This window comes from Bartonella sp. MR100HLJHH, from assembly GCF_042194215.1.
GTDB classification, from domain to species: domain Bacteria; phylum Pseudomonadota; class Alphaproteobacteria; order Rhizobiales; family Rhizobiaceae; genus Bartonella; species Bartonella grahamii.
In genome coordinates this window covers 1-543 of the sequence record NZ_JBHIMR010000116.1, presented here as the reverse complement: position 1 = coordinate 543, position 543 = coordinate 1, and the positions used below count along the sequence as shown (strand labels likewise).

Genomic DNA, 543 nt, shown 5'->3' with positions numbered 1-543 from the left:
GGCGGGTCTACTAAAATAAAAACCTATACTGAACGTCTCTCTCCTTATGGTGAATTAGAGATTGTCTGGGTCTAATCAATAAAGCAGTACAGGCGTGGCGGGGGCGCCTCTCTTTCAAATTTTCCCATTCCAAATTTTAGCAAATGTTTATCACATTAGATTGTGAGGGTCTTCTATGTGCAAAAAATATGAATTAACCAGTGAAATCAAAAAAATCAAACATGCTCTTACTCGAAATATTATAAACCTTTATCGCATTAAAGCTTTAAAAGATTTCGATGATGTAAAGGCGGGGTCTTTGGGCGGCTTTATTGAAAAGGAAGTTAACCTATCCCATGATGGTAATTGCTGGGTGTATGATGAGGCTTGTGTCTACGGTCATGCAAGAGTGTATGATGATGCAAAAATACGCCATTTTTCTCAAGTCTGTGGTCAAGTTTATGGCAATGCTGAAGTCTATGGAAAAGCTTTTATCTCTCAATATGCTAAAGTTTATGACCATGCTTTTGTCTATGGCAATGCTCATGTTTATGGCAATATTTA

1 pseudogene is annotated in these 543 nt (G+C 37.4%); it reads left to right on the top strand.

From position 1 onward, the window contains the following. Positions 1-175 precede the first annotated feature (175 nt). A pseudogene (locus ACFIJ7_RS09840) lies at positions 176-543 on the top strand (hypothetical protein); the annotation flags it as partial.